General features: G+C 67.2%; 17 protein-coding genes and 4 pseudogenes. 7 read left to right on the top strand and 14 right to left on the bottom strand.

The features are described from left to right. Window positions 1-471 (top strand): PRC-barrel domain-containing protein, encoded by a 471-nt coding sequence (locus I1A62_RS01950; protein ID WP_219453753.1) that lies wholly within the window; start codon window positions 1-3, stop codon window positions 469-471. Continuing rightward, window positions 468-755 carry a hypothetical protein gene (locus I1A62_RS01955; protein WP_219453754.1) on the top strand — a complete coding sequence of 96 codons (288 nt, stop codon included), beginning with the start codon at window positions 468-470 and terminating at the stop codon, window positions 753-755. Before I1A62_RS01950 ends, I1A62_RS01955 begins: the two co-directional genes overlap by 4 nt. On the opposite strand, the pseudogene I1A62_RS01960 reads toward I1A62_RS01955, so the two are convergent. Further along, a pseudogene (locus tag I1A62_RS01960) lies at window positions 737-1,613 on the bottom strand (IS5 family transposase). The gene I1A62_RS01955 and the pseudogene I1A62_RS01960 sit on opposite strands and share 19 nt — an antisense overlap. Before the next feature lie 411 nt (window positions 1,614-2,024). Between I1A62_RS01960 and I1A62_RS01965 the strand changes: the two are divergent. Continuing rightward, window positions 2,025-2,204, top strand: coding sequence for a YegP family protein (locus tag I1A62_RS01965; RefSeq protein ID WP_219453756.1), 180 nt, complete (start codon window positions 2,025-2,027; stop codon window positions 2,202-2,204). Window positions 2,205-2,422: 218 nt separating this feature from the next. Here I1A62_RS01965 and I1A62_RS01970 read toward each other — a convergent pair whose 3' ends face one another. Then, the gene (locus tag I1A62_RS01970) at window positions 2,423-2,872 is read right to left on the bottom strand and encodes a hypothetical protein (RefSeq protein WP_219453757.1); all 450 of its coding nucleotides are present in this window, start codon (window positions 2,870-2,872) and stop codon (window positions 2,423-2,425) included. An 828-nt stretch (window positions 2,873-3,700) separates the two neighbouring features. Here I1A62_RS01970 and I1A62_RS01975 point away from each other — a divergent pair. Further along, window positions 3,701-4,180 (top strand): PAS domain-containing protein, encoded by a 480-nt coding sequence (locus tag I1A62_RS01975; RefSeq protein ID WP_219453759.1) that lies wholly within the window; start codon window positions 3,701-3,703, stop codon window positions 4,178-4,180. A gap of 94 nt (window positions 4,181-4,274) precedes the next feature. Here I1A62_RS01975 and I1A62_RS01980 read toward each other — a convergent pair whose 3' ends face one another. The 8 genes and pseudogenes from I1A62_RS01980 to I1A62_RS02015 form a co-directional block, all read right to left on the bottom strand. Beyond that, window positions 4,275-5,105, bottom strand: coding sequence for a glycosyltransferase family 2 protein (locus I1A62_RS01980; RefSeq protein WP_219453761.1), 831 nt, complete (start codon window positions 5,103-5,105; stop codon window positions 4,275-4,277). After that, window positions 5,102-6,112, bottom strand: coding sequence for a glycosyltransferase (locus I1A62_RS01985; RefSeq protein ID WP_219453763.1), 1,011 nt, complete (start codon window positions 6,110-6,112; stop codon window positions 5,102-5,104). The genes I1A62_RS01980 and I1A62_RS01985 overlap by 4 nt, the downstream gene beginning before the upstream one ends. Next, a complete protein-coding gene (locus I1A62_RS01990) occupies window positions 6,112-7,227 on the bottom strand; it encodes a glycosyltransferase (RefSeq protein WP_219453765.1) in 1,116 nt (371 codons plus the stop codon). Before I1A62_RS01990 ends, I1A62_RS01985 begins: the two co-directional genes overlap by 1 nt. After that, on the bottom strand, window positions 7,224-8,276 hold the full coding sequence (locus I1A62_RS01995; protein ID WP_219455022.1) for a glycosyltransferase family 1 protein: 1,053 nt from the start codon (window positions 8,274-8,276) through the stop codon (window positions 7,224-7,226). The genes I1A62_RS01990 and I1A62_RS01995 overlap by 4 nt, the downstream gene beginning before the upstream one ends. Before the next feature lie 139 nt (window positions 8,277-8,415). After that, a pseudogene (locus tag I1A62_RS02000) lies at window positions 8,416-9,076 on the bottom strand (HemK2/MTQ2 family protein methyltransferase). A 45-nt stretch (window positions 9,077-9,121) separates the two neighbouring features. Beyond that, window positions 9,122-9,585: pseudogene (locus I1A62_RS46990) on the bottom strand (CinA family protein). Window positions 9,586-10,022: 437 nt separating this feature from the next. After that, window positions 10,023-10,280 (bottom strand): Rho termination factor N-terminal domain-containing protein, encoded by a 258-nt coding sequence (locus tag I1A62_RS02010; RefSeq protein WP_219453767.1) that lies wholly within the window; start codon window positions 10,278-10,280, stop codon window positions 10,023-10,025. Window positions 10,281-10,524: 244 nt separating this feature from the next. Next, entirely contained in the window at window positions 10,525-12,705 is a 2,181-nt protein-coding gene (locus I1A62_RS02015; RefSeq protein ID WP_219453769.1) for a catalase, read from the bottom strand. 397 nt (window positions 12,706-13,102) lie between these two features. On the opposite strand from I1A62_RS02015, the gene I1A62_RS02020 reads away from it, so the two are divergent. Then, window positions 13,103-13,579: a DUF4383 domain-containing protein gene (locus I1A62_RS02020; RefSeq protein WP_219453771.1), complete on the top strand. Its 477-nt coding sequence runs from the start codon at window positions 13,103-13,105 to the stop codon at window positions 13,577-13,579. Between the two features lie 182 nt (window positions 13,580-13,761). After that, window positions 13,762-14,904 (top strand): glutamate--cysteine ligase, encoded by a 1,143-nt coding sequence (locus I1A62_RS02025; protein ID WP_219453772.1) that lies wholly within the window; start codon window positions 13,762-13,764, stop codon window positions 14,902-14,904. Window positions 14,905-15,255: 351 nt separating this feature from the next. Here I1A62_RS02025 and I1A62_RS46995 read toward each other — a convergent pair whose 3' ends face one another. The 3 genes from I1A62_RS46995 to I1A62_RS02040 all read right to left on the bottom strand — a co-directional run bounded on the left by I1A62_RS46995 (window position 15,256) and on the right by I1A62_RS02040 (window position 16,174). Further along, the gene (locus tag I1A62_RS46995) at window positions 15,256-15,768 is read right to left on the bottom strand and encodes a sigma-70 family RNA polymerase sigma factor (protein ID WP_219453773.1); all 513 of its coding nucleotides are present in this window, start codon (window positions 15,766-15,768) and stop codon (window positions 15,256-15,258) included. Continuing rightward, window positions 15,765-15,944 carry a hypothetical protein gene (locus I1A62_RS02035; RefSeq protein ID WP_219453775.1) on the bottom strand — a complete coding sequence of 60 codons (180 nt, stop codon included), beginning with the start codon at window positions 15,942-15,944 and terminating at the stop codon, window positions 15,765-15,767. The genes I1A62_RS46995 and I1A62_RS02035 overlap by 4 nt, the downstream gene beginning before the upstream one ends. A gap of 86 nt (window positions 15,945-16,030) precedes the next feature. Then, window positions 16,031-16,174, bottom strand: a complete 144-nt coding sequence (locus I1A62_RS02040; protein ID WP_219453777.1) for a hypothetical protein — start codon at window positions 16,172-16,174, stop codon at window positions 16,031-16,033. Between the two features lie 572 nt (window positions 16,175-16,746). Here I1A62_RS02040 and I1A62_RS02045 point away from each other — a divergent pair. Further along, window positions 16,747-17,808: a YihY/virulence factor BrkB family protein gene (locus I1A62_RS02045; RefSeq protein WP_219453779.1), complete on the top strand. Its 1,062-nt coding sequence runs from the start codon at window positions 16,747-16,749 to the stop codon at window positions 17,806-17,808. A gap of 178 nt (window positions 17,809-17,986) precedes the next feature. On the opposite strand, the pseudogene I1A62_RS02050 reads toward I1A62_RS02045, so the two are convergent. Then, a pseudogene (locus I1A62_RS02050) lies at window positions 17,987-18,207 on the bottom strand (phosphate transport system regulatory protein PhoU); the annotation flags it as partial. Window positions 18,208-18,230 lie beyond the last annotated feature (23 nt).

An 18,230-nucleotide genomic window follows, 5' to 3' on the forward strand; every position in this document is an offset into this window, starting at 1 on the left:
ATGCCGAAGCAGCCACCGACGTTGATCGATCTCGACGCCCCACAGCTGACGATGGAGCATCCCGAGGCCGATATCCGCGGTCACACCGTGTTCGACCGCGGCGGCCACGTACTCGGCGACGTCGATGGTCTGATCGTCGACGCGGACGAACGGCGGGTGCGGTTTCTGCGCATCGGATCCGGGGGCTTCTTCGGACTGGGCAAGACCAAGCGGCTCGTGCCGGTCGACGCCGTGATCCGCATCGACGACGTCAGTGTGCACCTCGATCGCACCGGCGACCATGTCGCCCGCAGCCATGTCGCCCGCAGCGCCGAATACGACCCCTCTCTCGTCCCGGACGCCGACTTCTACGAACACCTGTACACCCACTACGGGTACGCCCCGTTCTGGATGCCGGGTTACACCTACCCCTATCCACCGCGAACCCCCAAGACTTTGCCGCCGCAAGAAAGCACAGGGCCGAAACGATGACCGACAACGAAAATCTGCATCCCCAAGACGACGCCCGCACGATCCGCAGTCACGCCGGTGAGGCCATCACCGACAGCCGCAACTGGCCCGGCTACACCCTGATCGGCACCGGCATCGCCGTACTCGGACTCTTCCTGGTCGCCGCGGGCTACGGCTTCACCGGCTGGGCATGGATCGCCGTCATCATGTGCACCCTCTGCCTTGTCACCGGGGCAACCCTGGTGCTGCTCGAGCACCGACGAGTGAAACGACTAGAGCGTGTCTGCTATTTGCGGACACGGTGATGAATAACAATCGCGCCGAGGAGTACGCCACCGAGGAAGGTGGTGGCGTACTTGTCATAGCGCGTGGCGATGCCACGCCATTGCTTGAGTCGCCCGAAACCACGCTCGACGGTGTTGCGTTCGCGGTAGAGGTCCTTGTCGAATGCCGGCGGTCGACCCCCGTCCGGCCCCTTGGCCTTGCGGCGTCGAATCTGGTCACGGCGTTCGGGAATGGTGTGCGAGATTCGGCGTTCCCGCAGATGCTTTCGAGTGCTCGGGTGCGAGTACGCCTTGTCTGCCAGCAGCCGGAACCTTTCGGTGTCGTGAGCGCGGTGCGCTTCGAGCAGCGGTGCCAGGTAGGGGTTGTCGCCTGCCTGTCCCGGCGAGAGCAGCAGTGTCAGCGGGCAGCAGAACGTGTCGGTGAGGGCGTGGATCTTGGTGCTCAGCCCACCCCGGGAGCGGCCGAGTGCGTGGTCGGCGGGTTCGTTGGCCAGATTCTTGTCATTCGACCGAGCCCCCTGTGTGCGCATCGGTCCGGGCACCGGCCGAATGCTGGTGGGCGCGGACAACGGTCGAATCGATCGACAGCAGCCGTTCGAGCTGTTCCTCTCGTTCGGGTGCTGCCGCCCGTACCGCGGCGAACATCCGCACGTAGGTGCCGTCGTCGGACCAGCGGCGATGCCGTTCCCAGATGGACTGCCACGGGCCGAAGTATTCGGGCAGGTCGCGCCACGGTGACCCGGTACGGAATCGCCAGACGATTCCCTCCAGCGTCAGCCGATGATCGTTCCACGGCCGCCCCCGACGACCCGCCAGAGCAGGGAGGACGGGTTCGATCACAGCCCACAGGGCGTCGGAAATCTCGTTGGCACGCAACACAGGGACAGTCTCGAGCATCCAACCGCCAATATTTGGCAGACACGCTCTAGCCGCCGACAACGTGATGGACGCGGAAGGCCACTGAACAGACCGCGTCAACCCGTCGCGCTCGACGCGCCGACCACCGGGCTCACGGCCCGCGTCCGCGTCCGCGGAGAATCGAATTGCCAGTGTCGTGCACCGAATGTGCTGGCCAACAAATCTTCTCGAAGTTCCGACACCGGATAGATTCCCGGGCGGTCGCACCGCATCGTGTCGCCCTTTGCACGCAGATGATCCACGATACTGTCGCACCGGGGTACGTCTCCTCTACGGGCGTGGAAGCCGTGTGTGTTGAGCGTCGGCAGGGGAACGGGCGGTTTACCGTCGAGCGTGTGCCCGCGACCGTCGTGGACTGACCAGGCGGGGTTGATGACTTCAAAGTTCGACTTGTTCAAGGACACCGCCGGTCAGTACCGGTTTCAGCTGAAGGTAGCTAATGGCGAGATCATCGCGGCCAGTCAGGGGTATACCTCGAAAGCGGCAGCCCAGAACGGGATTGCCTCGATCAAGGTCAACGCGGCAACCGCCCCAACCGGGGATCTGACCTGACACCCGATGTCCCCGGCATCCCGCGGTACGTGGCTTCTACGAATCGCCTGTGTGCGAACGTCGTTGGAGCAGTCTCTCGCTTTCAACAGCGTGACAGCGGCGGCATCCAGGTCGCACATCGCACTCGATGCTGTCCACGAGCTCGCTCGTTAGGTGGACCCGTAATCCCTCCCATTCTGCGTCAGGCCCGAGAGCAGCCAACACCCCCCCCAGAGCTGCTACTTCTTGTCTTCGGCCCTGCCGACGCCGCCCTGATGCGCGGGCCCGACCCCGGAATCGCCGCCCTCGGATTCGGGGGCCTGTGCGGCGGGCTTCTCCTCGGCGGGCGATGCCACCGCACCGCGCGGGGTGTCCTGCGGTTTCGGTGACTGCATTCCGCCGGAATCCACATGCTCGTCGTACTCCGGGCGCCCTTCCTTCGTGCTGGTCGTCCGGCCCTCGTACGGCGGTATCGCCGGCTCCGCGTCACCGGGCGGCAGCGAGCCGCCGGCCGGAGTTGGGTTCGGACCATGCTCTCCGGTGGAGGTGACCTCCTCCTGATCCAGTGACCCCTGCTCGCGGCCGGCCTGGCTTGCTCCGGCGTGGTCCGGTCCCGCATCGCGTGAGCCCTTCGGGCCGCGCTCGGACTGTGGTTCCTCAGGCAACTGCGCGCCTGGTTCGGTAGCCATGATCTCTCCTCACCGACGCACCAGAACGTCGGATTCTCACTTCGTTTGCAGGTTCATACCTGCTACAGCTATGCCCCGGCACGCACACGCGAAACCGCTGGTGTCGAATCGTGGAAGTTTTCGCCTCTCCCCGGCCGGGTTCGGTGGCGGACCGTCTGGGCATTGCAGGTCACCGACCGTACAGCCGCGATTGCGGCACCACGGTCAGCGAGGAGCTGGGCTGCGCCGCGCCGGAGAAGCACGTGACCATCCGAACCCGGATTCCTGAGAGCCGTCGGCGCCTGGTGGTCACGCGTCCGAAACGCCTCCTAGCGTCGGGTCGACGTCGCTGGCGTGACCGAGCACGTCCGGACGGTCACTGCAACTCGCCCCCGGTCGCGGCCAACGACCCATGAAGTCCCGACGGCAAACAACAATGCACCGTTCGTCGAATGGCGGGGACGCACCGCCACCACCGGCAGAACGCTGCCTACTGCGGGTTTGCGGAGTGCAGTGTCAGTCCTGCTCTGCGCTGCCGCGGGGGAATCCCCCCTTTTTGCCCGCAGATCCCGCCCGTGGACGGGTGACCGGGTCAATCGTGCCCCGCGGATCCCCTTCTCCCGCGTTTCTTGTACAGGACGAAGGCGATGACGCCGACCAGGATGAGAATTCCGATGATTTCCACACCAACCGGATACCCGCGTGGTGTGTACTCCACGCGGGCCGACGAGTAGGCAGCCTGGCGGGCTTCTCGCCCTCACGCAGTCCGCGAACGGGATGCCGGTTGCGTCATCACCGGTGCGGGTACACGGACGCTCAGCAGTCCCGGCGGCGACGAGGAGCACGGTAGTGGAAGATCAGTCGGTTCCCACCAGGACCTGTACCCGGCCGAACGGTTACCCCTTCTTCATCCCCACAGTCCAACACGACACGACCACCGCCCCGTGCCGCACAGAGATGCTGGAGGCGCTGTTCGCGGTGTTGCCGCAGCCGCTGTCTGTGTTCGATGATCAGCGCCAGATGCTCTTCGCCAACCCCGCGTCCGCCAACCTGGTTGGATATCGGGTGGAGCAACTGATCGGTGACTACGAATGGTTGTTGCTGCCATCCGACACACCCCGATGGCGCCGATTCCTACGAGATAGCCACGGCAGCAAAGCCTTTTGTGCCACATTCTTCCGACTCCGCCACCGCAGCGGCGACTGGCTGTGGGTCCGAGCCGCGGCATCCGCGTTCACGGTCCACGATGCGCATCTGACCGCGGTGACGTGGCAGGACTGCAGCGGAGACCTCTGCGAGGATCCGCGGACAATCGTCACCGGAGCCTGAGGCGATCCGATGTCGAGCGGGACGGGCTTCCGGCGACGCGTGATCGCAGGTCCACCGGCGGACACACAGCCGGGGACTCGTCCGAAGGCAGGGTTCACGCCGACTCGATCCACCTCCGGTGGTGGGGGTCGTAGGTGATCAGTCCGCGTTCGGCGAAGGCGCGCAGCCACCCTTGCATGGGCCATCGGTGCCAGCGACGGTGAAAGAGTTCGGCGTTGGTGAGGATGTCGGCGAGGTGCTCGACGGGGGGATCGGACACGGGATGGTATTGGTGGAACGCGTCGGCGCCGCCCACCCACCGCAGACCCACGCCGGCGGTGGCGGCGGTCTGTGCGAGGTCGGTGTCTTCCCCGCCGTAACCGGTGTAGTCGGTGCAGAACCCGCCGATCCGGTCCCAGGTGGTGACGGTGACGGCAAAGGACAGCGACCAGAACAGGTCGTAATCGGACCCGATCAGCACGGTTCCCGCCGGCGGCGCAGGACGGGCCGGGTGCGGGTGGCGCAGTTCGTGGACACGGTCGAGGTCGTACCCGGCCGGTCCGGGGGGCGGCAGATAGGTGACGGGGCCGCAGAGGAGGGCATGGTGATGGTGCCGTTGCCCCGCGGCATCGGCGTACCGCGCGAGCATGGTGGTGCCGGCGATGCAGTCCACGTCCAGGAAGACGAGCAGTTCGGCCCCCGCGGCCAGGGCGGCCGCGGCGCCGGCGTTGCGGGCGAGGGCCAGCGGCAGTGGGCCCCGATCGTGTTCGATCCACACCAGTCGCACGGTGCTGCCCTCGGAGGCCACGACGTCGGCCACCGCGGGGTCGCCGATCGCGACGACCACGTGCTCGTGAGCGGCCGCGGTGCTGCGTGCCAGAGACCGCAGGTGAAGCCGCAGATGGGTGTCCCGGTTCGCGGCGATGGTGACGACCACGGTCCTCATCGGGCAGACTCGGATTGTTTGGCGAGCGTGTCGAGGACCGCTGCGGCTCGGGCGGCCGCCCCTGCGGTGTGCCAGCGGGGCCACCGCGCACCGCCCAGGGCGAGGGCGGTCTCGATCAGATGCGGCCACGCGGTCACCGGCGGCCATTGCGGTACCGACACGGCGAGCCCGTGGGCGGCGAGGGCCGCCGCGGTGGCCTGTTGTTCGTCGAACGGGCGCTCGTGGGCGATGATGATCGCCGGGCGGCGGGCGACGGCGATGTCGGCCACGGCGTTCTGACCCGCATGCGAGATGACGACGTCGGCGCTGCTCAACGTCGGCCACGGGTCGTCCTCCCAGGGTGCTCCCGGAACACCGAGCGCCTGCCACCGGTACCCCCGATGCTGTTGGGCGCACAGCCGGATGTCGTCCATCGTCAGACTCGATCCGCCGGTCCCGCTGAGCACCAGGACACGGGGCCGCGCCGAGGGCTCGGGGTCGGCACCGTCGCGGCCGTCGAACCGGCTGATACCGCCCACGAAGGTGGTCTTGTGGGCGAATTCCTGCAGCCACATCGGGTCGTAGATCTGTTGGGGCCACGCGGCGATGATGTGCTCGGCCAGTTGATATCCCAGGTGATGTGCCGAGTCGGTGCGGCTTCCCGGCATGGCCATGACGACGACCGGCACACCGAGGAGCCGAACGAGTGCGGTGACTTCCACCGAGACGTCGACCACCATCAGGTTCGGCCGGGTGGATTCGATCCAGCTGGCGATGCGGCTCATCCGCGACTGCAGTCCCCGATCTAGGAGGGGTGCCCAGTGCAGGGTCTGGTTGGCCGTCGGGTTCAGGGGTGGACCGCCGTGGTCGTCCCGGGCGAGGCTGATGGCATCGGCGAAACATCCTGCCGAGAATGGGGGTAGGGGTGCAGAGGAGAGTGCGGTGACGGCTGTGGTGAGGGTGGAGCAGATACTGATCGCCCGCGCCCGGTGTCCCTGACCGTGATGGTGAATGTAGTAGCCGATCATCACCGCACCCCATCGAGGCGGAACGGTTTCCCGTGGACTGGCTGCCGGATCAGCCGCCGATAGGTGTTCACGTAGGCGTCAACCATCGTGCGTTCGGAACAGTGGGCCGCGGCCCGGGCCCGGGCCGCGGCACGGGAAAGTGCCACGGTCTGCGGGATCGCCGCCACCAGGGCATCGAGGTCATCGGGTGGTACCAGTCGGCCGCAGTCCAGGGTCAGCACCTCCGGGATCCCACCCCGGGCGATGGCGGCCACCGGCGTGCCGCAGGCGAGTGCCTCGGCGACCACCAGACCGTAGGGCTCGTCCCACACCGGGGTCACCAGCGCCGCCGCGGACCGGCCGATCGCGGCGGCCAGCGCAGGCTGGGCGAGGTGGCCGAGGTAGACGACGTCCCGGTTCAGCAGTGGTCTGATCGAGCGTTCGAAGTAGTCGGTGTCGCTGATCGGTCCGGCCAGCACGAGAGGGAATCCGGCGCGCCGAGCGGCGGTAATCGCTAGGTGGGCACCTTTTTCCGGCACCAGACGGCCGAACCAGATCAGGCGGTTCCCACCTTCGCCGATCGGCCAGTCGGCGAGGTCTACCCCGTTGGGGATCACCTCGAGCTCACCGACCACGTGCTGCCAGGAAGCCGCGGTGTGTGCGCTCACCGCCGCGAAGTGGGCGCCCTGCCCGCGACTGACCGCGAGAGCCGATTCGAGCCACGGTGTGGGCGGGGTGTGCAGGGTGCACAGAATCGGGGTGGACACGGTGGCAGCCATGGCCACCGGCAGGTAATGCAGGCTGTGGTTGTGGATCACGTCGAACGCATCGGCCAGCCGGCCGCCGAGATCGAGCATAAGTTGCAGATAGGCGTGATGTTCGGTCATGAACTGCATCGACGGCATGGAGGCGTCGGCACGGGCGACCGCGCTCAGCTCGAGCGTCCGGACTTCGAGGTCCGTGCAGCCCAATGCCGGATCGGAGCCCGGACCGGCGAACAACGTCACCCGGTGTCCGTCCGCGGCCAGGGCGCGGGCCAAGTACCACACATGCGACTCGAGGCCGCCGGCGAACGGTTGCCGGATCGGGAATCGGGAGGACGCGAGAAACGCGATACGCAGGGAACTTTCGGTCACGACAGTACTCGCTGGTAGATCTCGTGGTGCGCGCGGGCCAGCTCTCGCCGCTGCGACTCGCGTTCGGCCCACCTCGCCCGCACCGGGGCAGCACCGTGGAGTTCACGGATGCATCGATCCAGTGACGCCGCATCGAAATGGGTGTCGTCGAACCCGAACACCGCACAGTCCTGCTGCTGCGCGTAGAAGCCGCAGTTCGGCGCCGCGACCGCGGTGCCGAGGTCGTAACAGGCCTCGAGCCAGCCCGAGTGCGTACCGAAGCGGTACGGCAGCACCGACACCGACATCGACGACAGATAGTCCCAGAGTTGGGCGTCCGAGAAGTACGGGTGGACCCGGACGTCGACGCGATCCCGGTCCCCGTACCGCACAAGACGCGCACCGGCGTCGGGGGCATACCAGTGATTGTCGGGATCGAAGATCTCGTCGTGGACGTCGACCTGTAACCGCGCACCCTCGAGGCCTTGCACCGTCTCGGACAGCGCATCGAGGATCGGAAACGGATCCATGTTCGCGCGAAGGCTTTTCACATGCACCCCGACCACGAACTCGGCGCGCGGTGGCCGGGGGCGGTCGATCAACGCGCGCTCCACCACGTGCGGGTGTTCGAGCACCGTGGCCGCGCGGGCCCAGTTCCGGGCGATCACGGCGGCAGCACCCGGGGTGAGCGTCACGACCTGGGCGGCGGCGGGGATCAGTACATCGAGGAGTTCGAGGTGCGGTTCCGGATCGGGTTGATGCGGGTTGCGCAGATCGTGGACGGTGTACACCACCGGGATACGCCGCACCGACAACTCGTGCAGAATGTCCTTCATCAGAGCGGACTCGATGGCATCGAAGCCGAAATGAATGTGAAACACATCGAACTCGGTGTGGTTCCGGCTGATCCACCCCGGATCGAGCATCAGCGGTGGCCACCATCCACCCGGGACAGTCCGGCCATCCGCTGGAACCGGGTCAGGGAGCCGCACCACCTGATCGTGGTGTTCCGGATCCGCAAGATGCCGAACATAGACGTGCGATGCCGGAACCGAGGCGACCCGGATCATCCGCGACTGCATTCGGTGAGCCGAGTGTGTTCAGGCTGCTCTGCCACCAGTGTTCTCCTTCTGCACAGATCGGCCCCGTTCGCGATTACCCCATCTTGACGTGGGCGAACCGCAACACTGGGTGGATGGGTGGACGCGACTAAATCTCAGGGTGTTGGCGGCCGCGGATCACCACGATCTCTTCGGAGCGCTGATCGGCGGTGATGATTCCGCGGGCTGCGAGCAGGTGCCGGCGTGCGGTCAGGACGGGACCGAAGGGAATCTCCTGCTGGGCGACGACGTCGACATCCAAGCCCTGTTCCTCGAGCATCACCTGGGTCTTGTCGACCCCGCTCAGTGCCGACTGGGCGAGAAGTAGTGTTCCCCCGGGTGCGAGGACGTCGGGTGCCTGGGCGCAGATCCGGTCGAGCAGCGCTCGTCCGTCGGTGCCGGCGTCCCACGCCTGCGGCCATGCCGGTGCCGGGAAGCCGGTCATCCTGGGCGGGTACGTAGGGCGGGTTGGAGATCACCAGATCGAAGTATTCTGCGCGGACGGGCACGGTGAGGTTTCCCTGCAGAACCCGGATCGTGTGCCGGTGTAGCCGAGTGTTGAGTCGGGCGGTGAGGACGGCACGGCGCGAGATGTCGATCGCGGTGACACTTCCGGCCCCCAACCCGGCGGCCCGCAGAGCGAGTGCTCCGGTGCCGGTGCAAATGTCGAGGACCCGTGTTCGCGGAGACAGGGTGTGCTGGGCCAGAGCACCGGCGAGCAGCCACGTATCCGCCTGTGGGGGATAGACACCCGGGATTCGTAGCAGCATCGACATCTCCTCACCCTTTCCTCGCCTAAACCACCTTGTCTGGGACTACCGTTGAAGTTCTTGTTCGAGGAGGGACAGGGCATGGTCTGTGGTCGCCTCCACCACATCGCCCGGATCACCGGCGAAGTGCCGCAATTCGGTGCGGGTCGCGCCGCCGGTGAAGATCCCGAGCCACACCGTGCCCGGTGGCTGTCCGTCCTGATTCTGGGGTCCGCCGACTCCGGTGACCGCCACCGCCAGATCGGCGCCGAGCAGTTCGGCGACCGCCGTGGCCATCGCCCGCGCACTGGGTTCGCTGACCACCGGGCCGTCCGGGACCCGCAACAGACCATGCTTCACGGCCGTGGCGTAGGCCACGATGCTGCCCGGTACCACTCGGACGACGACCGCGCGGCACCGAGAACGGTGGAGATTCGTCCGCCGGTCAACGATTTTGCGGTAGCGATGGAGCGGTGCCGATCACGCCCTGCGGCCGAGATCCGTTCGGCACGCTCGTCACAGCTGCTCATACGCAGCACCCCAGCCCTGCTGCGGGGCACTCCGGCGATACGTCCGCAGTGCCTCGACACTGTCATGCCCGCCGCGAGCACAAAGTTCGGCAATGCCACCTTGCGCCTGCGCCCCGTCGCCGTCTGTCCACGTAATTCTTTCGGTGCGCCCTTCCGGACTGTAGCTGCCAGCCGCGGCAGTCTGCGGGTCATCGCTGCATACGCGCGCGCCCACACCGTGCATCGGGACATACGTGGGCCACACACCGGAACTGTGTGACACCGGCCGGGAGTCGTGTCCGGTGACAGAGATCGAGCTTGAAATACCCTGCACGGCAGTGCGAGCAGATTCCGCAGACGGTGGCGAGGGAAACGCCACCCGGTCGGGCGGCGGGAGGGACCCTGCTCCGTGACCCCCGGCGTTTCCGACGACACGGCGCGGTGACGGTGGAAAAGCATCAGTGGTTGCGCAGCGCCTCGATCAATTCGCCCTTCCGCTTGGATGAATAGCCGGACAGACCGACCTCTTTCGCCTTCTTCTTCAGCTCGTCGACGGTCCAGTCCTCGTACGACGACGACTTGCCGCCCTTGCGGCCGGTACTGGAGCGGCCACGGTTGGCGGCCGAGTTCGCGATCCGCGCCGCCTTCTCCTTCGACGCACCATCCTTCCGTACTTCCTGGTACACCTTCTCGTCCTTGATCGATGACCGCGGCATAGTGGCTACCTCCTCGACCCATTGCTGCTCGTCTCGTCGTCTCGGGTACCCGGATCCGCAGTTCTGTACCAATCGGCGTTCGGGCGCCCAGCCCGCTACCGCCGAGCCTCGCCACAGAGGTCCGTGCGCTCGATTCCCGCTCGGCCGGCCCGGCCCGACCACCAGCCGTCCACACACGTGCCGCTCCTGCCGGAAAGTCTCACGGCCTGGACTCGTGTTCCGGCGCGACCGCTCACGGGTCACCTCACACCTGGCGCTCCCACACCCGATGGGACTTCATCAGCGCGGCGATGCCGTGAAGCAGCGCGGACGTGTCGTCGGCGATCACGATGCCCGGGGCCTCGGCCGGGACTCCGGCCGTGGCGAGGAGTCCGCGACCGGCGGTCCATGCCCCGATCGCCTTGCAGTGCCGGAACGCCTCGGTGAGCAACACCTGGACCCGCGGGTCCGACGCCGGCGCCGCGATCAGGATGGCGTCGAACTCCACCGATCGCATGGTGAGGAACGTCCGGGAGACCGGCACCGCGCCCTTGCCCGATCCCAGTGCGCCGCCGTGGGGTCCGATGACGAGCGGCACCATGCCCTCTTGGTCGATCTTCTCGACGGCGTCGGCGACCTCCGGCAGGTCGGCGGTCTCGTCGGCGACGATGCCGATGATCCGGCCGTCCAGCGGCCACTGGTCGCCGATCTGCGATAAAGCGGGGCTGGGTGTGGGCGCGAGGTCGTAGGCGACGGTCGGTTCCGGTGCGGGCAGGCCGAGCCCTTCGGCGACCGTCGCGCACAGGTCGGGGTCGACGTTCGCGAGGACCCCGAGGGCGCGCTCCTTGATCGCCTGCTCGTAGCACTTGCCCAGCTCGAACGTGTAGGCCTGCGCAACGTGGGTCTGCTCGATCGGGCTGAGGCTGGCGTAGAACAACCGGGCCTGGGAGAAGTGGTCGTCGAAGCTCGCGGGGGCGGCGCGCAGTTTCGTCGACTCCGGCATCGGCGCCGGCACCTCGACGAACGCCGTCTCGGCGCCGGCGAGGAAGGGGCATCCGGCGTCGAGGGAATTGGGCCGATACGGCGCGACGCCGGGATGGACTCCCGTCTGGTGCATGCCGTCGCGGAGCATGTCGTTGACCTGGGCGTGGGGCCGGTTGATCGGGATCTGCCCGAAGTTGGGTCCGCCGAGCCGGCTGATCTGGGTGTCGAGGTAGGAGAACAGCCGCGCCTGCAGCAGGGGGTCGTCGGTGACGTCGATACCGGGGACGAGGTGCCCGGGATGGAACGCCACCTGCTCGGTCTCGGCGAAGAAATTGGTCGGATTCGCCTCCAGCGTCATCAGCCCGATCGGTTGGACGGGGGCCAGTTCCTCGGGGACGATCTTGGTCGGGTCGAGCAGGTCGATGCCCTCGAACGTCTGGTCCGGGGTGTCCGGGAACGCCTGGATGCCCAGCTCCCACTCCGGGTGCGCGCCGGATTCGATCGCGTCGGCGAGGTCGCGGCGATGGTAGTCGGGGTCCATGCCGTTGACGATCTGCGCTTCTTCCCACACCAGTGAGTGCACACCGAGTTTCGGCTTCCAGTGGAACTTCACGAGCGAACTCTCGCCCGCCGCATTCACCATCCGGAAGGTGTGGACGCCGAAGCCTTCCATCATCCGGTACGACCGGGGGATGCCGCGGTCGGACATGTTCCACAGGGTGTGCGCGGTGGCTTCGGTGTGCAGCGACACGAAGTCCCAGAAGGTGTCGTGGGCGCTCTGCGCCTGCGGGATCTCGCGGTCGGGGTGCGGTTTGGCGGCGTGGATGATGTCGGGGAACTTGATGCCGTCCTGGATGAAGAACACCGGAATGTTGTTTCCGACCAGGTCGAAAGTGCCCTCGCCGGTGTAGAACTTGGTCGCGAACCCCCGGGTGTCGCGGACGGCGTCCGCGGACCCCCGGGAGCCGAGGACGGTGGAGAAGCGAACGAAGACCGGCGTCTCGACGTCCCTGCCGAGAAACGCGGCCTTGCTGATCGGATCGGCGGAACCATATCCGCGGAACACCCCGTGGGCGGCTGCGCCGCGGGCGTGCACCACCCGCTCCGGGATCCGCTCGTGATCGAAGTGCGTGATCTTCTCCCGGAGGTGGTGGTCCTGGAGCAGGGTCGGTCCTCGCTCGCCGGCCTTGAGGGAATGGTCGGTGTCGTACAGCCGCGCGCCCTGCGCCGTGGTCAGGTGCTCACCCTGCTGGCCGCGGGCGGTGTCCGGGCCTTCGACGGGTTGCCCGGTCGCGGTCTGCAGGCCCGGCGCCCGCTGGTCGGGCTTGGGGGGCAACGGCTCGGTGGGCTTGATCGGCTCGGCGACCGTCGGAGTGCCCGCCCCGGGCGCCCCGGGAAGGACAAGGTTCTTCTTCGACACAGCGTGGCTCCTCGCTGAAAATCCGTGGGATCGGCGCCGCATCGTTGCTGTACGGTCCGCGCTTCTCGGAGTGCCCAGACATTCGCACAGCAAATCAGACGGGGGCGGGCGATGCCGAATCGTCCCTCGTGCGAGGGACTCGATTGCGTGGTCACGTCCCATGGGCGCAGCTCTGCTAGATGTCAACGCCAGCACGAATAGAACGCGGCTCTCTGGTGCCTCGGCGAGAAGAGCACCGAACCAGGTAGGCAATCGCGAGGAAACCGCAGTCCGAACGCGGCCCGAATGAGGAATACCTGTGAGGCTCAACGCCGATTCAGGTTCGGGTGGTGGGGTACCCGGAGACGGCAGCACACGCAATCGACGGGCACGATCGGTGCCGGTTCCCTGCGGTGCTCGGTCCCACCGGGACTTGTACGGGAAAGCAGGTGAGCACGCCATGACCGGATCCTCCATCGCGCGTTCGAGGACGCGCACCCCGGTGCAATGGGCGGCCCTCGTCGTGGGCGCGGTGTTCCTGCTCGTCGGGGTTCTCGGGTTCATCCCCGGCATCACCACCGGCTACGACACCCTCACCTTCGCCGGCCACCATTCCGACGCCCAACTGCTCGGGATATTCAATGTTTCGGTCTTACATAACCTGGTGCATCTGTTGTTCGGTGTCGTCGGGATCGCCGCGGCCCGTACTGCGGGTGCGGCGAAGGCGTTCCTGATAGTCGGTGGCATTGTCTATCTGGTGCTGTGGGTCTACGGGCTCGTCATCGACCTGGACAGTGCCGCGAACTTCGTACCGGTCAACACCGCCGACAACTGGCTGCACTTCGGCCTCGGTGTCGCGATGATCGGTCTCGGGCTGCTCGCCACCAAGATCGGTCCACCGGTCACGACGACGGCGACCAGCCCCTACACCCGTTAGACCCCTAGGGAGCGACAACAAGCCGGCCCGGCCGGCGCCGGGGAGCGGCCGCCGAGGGCGGAGTTGCTGAGCCGGACCTCGTCCGGTTCTCCGGTCGCACGGCGGCTTTCCGAAAAGCGTTCGGCCGATGGGACAGCCCGTCCTCGGCAGCAGAGGCCAGTTCGTGGCGGAAGGAGCGGGAGATGACACTCACGCCATCGGCGGATCCCGGCGATCTCACCGGAATCGGTGAGTCCGAGTTGCGCCTGACGATGGGGGTCGAGGAGGAGTTCGTGCTCGCCGATCCCGACTCCGGGGCTCCGTTTCTCGGCAATTCTGCCGTCGTGGCCGCGGGGCAGGCGCTGGGAATCGACCTGCAGCTCGAGTTGTCGCGATGTCAGATCGAAACGGCCACACCGGTCTGTACCGAGTGGGGGGATCTGCGGGCCGAGGTGCGGCGGGCGCGGGCATTGACGGCGGCCGCGGCGGCCCGGTCCGGCGCCGCCCTGTTGGCGGTGGGGGTTCCGCCGTTCGGTCGGCCGCCCCGTGCGATCACCGATCTGCCGCGTTATCGGCGTCTCGCCGAACACTACGGGCAGCTGGGCGAGCAGATCATCTGTGGGGCTCACGTGCACATCGGGATCCCGGACCGGGAGGTTGCGGTCCAGGTCAGCAATCATCTGCGGCCCTGGCTGCCGGCGTTGCTGGCGCTGACCGCAAATTCCCCGATCATCGCCGGCCGCGATACCGGATACGCCAGCTGGCGGCACATGCTGTGGGCGCGCTGGCCGGGCGCCGGCCCGCCACCGTACTTCGAATCCGCGGGCCACTACGACACCGAAGTAGCGGAAATGCTCGAGCACGAGGTGATTCTCGATCCGGCGATGATCTACTGGGACGTGCGGGTGTCGGCGCATCTGCCCACCGTGGAGGTCCGGGTGGCCGACGTGCCGGCGACGGTGGAGGAAACGGTGCTGCTGGCCGTCCTGGTACGGGCACTGGTCGCGGCCGCGTTGCGGGCGATACGGGGCGGGCATCGGGCGCCACGAGTGGACCCGCACCGCCTGCGGTCGGCCTACTGGCGCGCCGCCCGCGACGGGATCACCGGCCACGGTATCGACCCCGCGTCCGGATGCCTGGTTCCGGCGACCGAACCGATCCTCCGGCTACTCGACCACATCCGACCCGTCCTCGAGGCCGCCGGCGACTACCACAGCACTCAGACCGAGGTCATGCGGATTTTCGCCAACGGTAACGGTGCCGGCCGGCAACGACGCGCCCTGCAGGCCGGTACGCTTCCGGACGTCCTCGACCTGCTCGTCCGCAGCACCACCGACACAGCGTGACGGGGTCGGTGGCTCGGGAGTCGGTCGTGACGCCAGGTGACGATGCAGACGATCGGCCCGCGGCCCGGAATCCATCTGCATCACGGGTGACGGTGGTTGGCCCCGTGGTCGTCATGAGCAGCGACGCTCAACACCCGGTTCCCGGGGGCCTGGTGCGCGCGGTCACGCGGTGAAGGTCTCTTTGAGTAGTTCCGTGGGGTCCCGGGGTTCGGGTTGAATGCGACGTCGTCGCTGCCGACCGTCTCCGACAGCAATCGGTCGTCGGATCCGGTCCCTCCAGCGCCGCACCGAGCTCTCTCGCGGTCGGGGCGCGGCCGAGCGTGCGGGTCAGGTCGGCGGAAGCGTGCAACCTCACGCAGAGCCAGATCGCCACCTGGGTCGGCGTGTCCCAGATGCAGGTCTCCCGTCCGCCCGCGGCACGCGCAGTGACCATGTGGTGTCCCGGAAGTGCCGTCGGATCTCTCCGGTGATGGTGGGGACTGCGAAGGCCACGAAGTTCGCGCCCTGCCGGTCGTCGAATCGGTCGACGGCCTTGACGAGTGCGAGGCGGGCGACCTGCTCGAGGTCGTCGACGCTCTCCCCGCGGTTCCGGAAACGTCGGGCGAGGTGTTCGGCGAGCGGGAGGCAGCGTTCGATCACTCGTTCGCGCAGCAGGTGTCGATGCGGATCGTGCAGATCCAGCTCGGCGATTTCCGTGAGGAGCGGATACGTGTCTTCGTATTGGTCGCGTCGACGGCTCGGGGAACGGTCGTGGGTCAGTGCGGGTTCGGAAGCGGAGACGACGGTCAGCGGCCGGGTGCGCCGCTCGGGGCGGACCGGTGCCGGGGGTGAGGGCGGGGCGGGCGCAGCGACTGCGGTGGTCATGATCGAACCCTTCCTTCGGAGCGGGCGTCATGAAGCGGGTGGGAGAGGGCACGGAGTTCGGAGTCGGTGCCGTCGGAATCGGTGACCGCGACGATCAGACCGACCGAGCCCAGGAGCGCGACGGCGATCTGGGCGACGAGGGCACCGAAGCCGAAGACCCCTACGGCCGTCGCCACACAAATCAGGGTGCCGACAAGCAGGATCAGACCGCTCGCGAAAAGCGCGCCCGACGGCCGTCGCACCCGCTGCGGCGCCGGGGGCGTCATGAGGGCAGGCCGGACAGGAGGGTGGTGGCGCTCAGTGCGAGCATGGTCAACAGGGCTGCCGCGATCACCGGGCCACTGCCGCTGTGCAGGACGAGTGCCTCGGCGTCGGAGGCGGGGCGATCGACGTTCTGGACGGTCATCGCGTTCTCCTTTCGTCCGGCGACCCCGCGAGGCCACCGCCCGTTCGGTAATAAATCTGTTTCAAAGACGATAGATTTGTTCTACCTTGTGAAGGCGGGAAGCTCAACCTGGAGATGGAAAGTTCCCGGACTTGCCGTGTGTGCACCAACGATGCGCGTTGGCGGATGGATTTCCTGTGTCGACGGCCTGGGATCAACGGCCCGCCGGTACAGCGAGGACGATCTGGTCCGCCTTGCGCGGGTCGCGGTGCTGATCGAGGCCGGGGTCAATCTGGTGGACACCCGGCAGATTCTGCTGCTGGAGATGCAGCACGCCGTGCTGAGCGCGGCTCGCCGAGCGGGACGGTGCAGCGCAGACGCTCGAGGTATGAGTGGCCGGCGTTTCGGAAACTCCTTCTCAGTCCTCGTGAACGTGCCTGTGCCGATTAGGAAGCGCAGCGGGTCATTGTGCGCCCCGTGGTGAACTGCGGCGGACCGTCACGGAGGCGATTGCCCGGCGGTGGTGCGCGTGAAACTGGCGCGGGGGCGGTCGCTGCAGTTTCCGTGCGCCGCGTTTCGGGTAGGCGTGATCGATGAAAAAGGATCGGCACGCCGAACCGGGACCCGACGATCCGCGGAAGCCGGATTCGCCTGCGGACCTGACGAAACCGTCCTGGTGGTACGTCATCCGGAAGACGGCGCACGAGTTCACCCGCGATCAATGCACCGACCTGGCCGCGGCGCTGACCTACTACGCCGTCCTCTCGCTGTTCCCCGCGCTGCTGGCGCTGGTCTCGTTGCTGGGCGTGTTCGGTCAGGGACAGCGCACCACCGACGCGGTCCTGCAGATGGTCGACGATCTCGGACCGTCCTCCGCTGTGGACACGTTGCGAGACCCCATCACGCAACTGGTCGAGACGCCGACCGCGGGAACGGCTCTCGTTCTCGGCCTGCTGGGTGCGGTGTGGTCGGCGTCCGGCTACATCGGGGCGTTCGGGCGGGCCATGAACCGCATGTACGAGGTCGAGGAGGGGCGTCCCGTGTGGAAGCTACGGCCCCTGATGCTGGCCGTGACCGTCCTCGGTCTGGTCCTCGTGGCCGCCGGTGCGGCGATGCTCGCCCTGAGCGGCCCCGTCGCACGCTCGGCAGGAGACGCCGTCGGACTCGGCGACACCGCCCTGACCGTGTGGAACATCGCCCGCTGGCCGTTCGTCCTCGGCATCGTGGTGGTAGCCGTGGCCATCCTCTATTACGTCACACCCAATGTGAGACAACCGAAGTTCCGTTGGATCAGCGCCGGGGCGTTCCTCGCCATCGTCACGTGGATCATCGCGTCGGTCCTGTTCGGGCTCTACGTCGCCAACTTCGGCAGCTACAACAAGACATACGGCTCCCTGGCCGGAGTCATCGTGTTCCTGCTCTGGTTGTGGATCACCAATCTGGCGTTGCTCTTCGGCGCCGAACTGGACGCCGAACTCGAACGCGGACGAGAGTTGCAGGCCGGCATGCCGGCCGAGAACGAATTGCAGTTGCCGCCGCGAGATACCCGGGTTTCGGACAAGAACGCGGAGAAGTACGAGGAGTACGTCCAGCAGGGCAGGGCATTACGCGAGAGTGACGGTAACACCGCCGACGCCGAGGCTGGGGAACGGTAACGGCATCCGGGTCGGCTCCCCGCCGCCGGTTCCTGGCCCGGGAGCCTGCGACCCCGCTGCGGCGACGGCTGCGAATTCGTCGGCCCGCCTCGATCGTCCCCTGCCGTACGCGGCACCACCTCAATAAACGCATGCGACCTGAACCCGTTCGATGTCCCCGGTCCCTGCGCGCGAGACGCTACGGTGTCCGGGGCTCTCCGGTGACCAGGTAGATCACCTGGCGGCCGACCACGACAGTGTGATCGCCGAAGCATTCGAAGAACCGGCCGAGAAGGGTCACATCGACGGCCATCGGAACGCTGCCGTCCCAGCCGGGGCCTGGATCAGCTCCAACAGTTGCCGATGCGCACTGTCGAGTTCGATGTCGCGGCACTCTAGTTCGGCGGCCAACTTGGGATCACGGAGCGAAGTACGTCGTGCGA

Source organism: Rhodococcus sp. USK10, assembly GCF_019378875.1.
Classification (GTDB): domain Bacteria; phylum Actinomycetota; class Actinomycetes; order Mycobacteriales; family Mycobacteriaceae; genus Rhodococcus_F; species Rhodococcus_F pseudokoreensis.

What these genes read in the sequence shown, in the direction of transcription:
- I1A62_RS02010 (WP_219453767.1), bottom strand. Translation starts at nt 10,280, where the DNA reads ATGCCGCGGTCATCGATCAAGGACGAGAAGGTGTACCAGGAAGTACGG.
- I1A62_RS01965 (WP_219453756.1), top strand. Translation starts at nt 2,025, where the DNA reads ATGACTTCAAAGTTCGACTTGTTCAAGGACACCGCCGGTCAGTACCGG.
- I1A62_RS01985 (WP_219453763.1), bottom strand. Translation starts at nt 6,112, where the DNA reads ATGATCGGCTACTACATTCACCATCACGGTCAGGGACACCGGGCGCGG.
- I1A62_RS02025 (WP_219453772.1), top strand. Translation starts at nt 13,762, where the DNA reads ATGACACTCACGCCATCGGCGGATCCCGGCGATCTCACCGGAATCGGT.
- I1A62_RS01980 (WP_219453761.1), bottom strand. Translation starts at nt 5,105, where the DNA reads ATGAGGACCGTGGTCGTCACCATCGCCGCGAACCGGGACACCCATCTG.
- I1A62_RS01995 (WP_219455022.1), bottom strand. Translation starts at nt 8,276, where the DNA reads ATGATCCGGGTCGCCTCGGTTCCGGCATCGCACGTCTATGTTCGGCAT.
- I1A62_RS02015 (WP_219453769.1), bottom strand. Translation starts at nt 12,705, where the DNA reads ATGCGGCGCCGATCCCACGGATTTTCAGCGAGGAGCCACGCTGTGTCG.
- I1A62_RS01955 (WP_219453754.1), top strand. Translation starts at nt 468, where the DNA reads ATGACCGACAACGAAAATCTGCATCCCCAAGACGACGCCCGCACGATC.
- I1A62_RS01970 (WP_219453757.1), bottom strand. Translation starts at nt 2,872, where the DNA reads ATGGCTACCGAACCAGGCGCGCAGTTGCCTGAGGAACCACAGTCCGAG.
- I1A62_RS02020 (WP_219453771.1), top strand. Translation starts at nt 13,103, where the DNA reads ATGACCGGATCCTCCATCGCGCGTTCGAGGACGCGCACCCCGGTGCAA.
- I1A62_RS02045 (WP_219453779.1), top strand. Translation starts at nt 16,747, where the DNA reads ATGAAAAAGGATCGGCACGCCGAACCGGGACCCGACGATCCGCGGAAG.
- I1A62_RS46995 (WP_219453773.1), bottom strand. Translation starts at nt 15,768, where the DNA reads ATGACCACCGCAGTCGCTGCGCCCGCCCCGCCCTCACCCCCGGCACCG.
- I1A62_RS02040 (WP_219453777.1), bottom strand. Translation starts at nt 16,174, where the DNA reads ATGACCGTCCAGAACGTCGATCGCCCCGCCTCCGACGCCGAGGCACTC.
- I1A62_RS01950 (WP_219453753.1), top strand. Translation starts at nt 1, where the DNA reads ATGCCGAAGCAGCCACCGACGTTGATCGATCTCGACGCCCCACAGCTG.